The sequence below is a fragment of the Klebsiella sp. 1SOBk10mer genome, from assembly GCF_046602535.1.
GTDB classification, from domain to species: domain Bacteria; phylum Pseudomonadota; class Gammaproteobacteria; order Enterobacterales; family Enterobacteriaceae; genus Klebsiella; species Klebsiella quasipneumoniae.
In genome coordinates this window covers 1-222 of the sequence record NZ_JBKIUP010000082.1, presented here as the reverse complement: position 1 = coordinate 222, position 222 = coordinate 1, and the positions used below count along the sequence as shown (strand labels likewise).

The window sequence follows — 222 nt, the reverse complement described above, 5'->3', positions numbered from 1 at the left end:
GCCTTCGGGAACTGTGAGACAGGTGCTGCATGGCTGTCGTCAGCTCGTGTTGTGAAATGTTGGGTTAAGTCCCGCAACGAGCGCAACCCTTATCCTTTGTTGCCAGCGGTTCGGCCGGGAACTCAAAGGAGACTGCCAGTGATAAACTGGAGGAAGGTGGGGATGACGTCAAGTCATCATGGCCCTTACGACCAGGGCTACACACGTGCTACAATGGCATAT

1 rRNA gene is annotated in these 222 nt (G+C 54.5%); it reads left to right on the top strand.

Annotated elements, in window-relative coordinates:
- Positions 1–222: ribosomal RNA gene (locus tag ACLH1I_RS26730) — 16S ribosomal RNA — on the top strand; the annotation flags it as partial.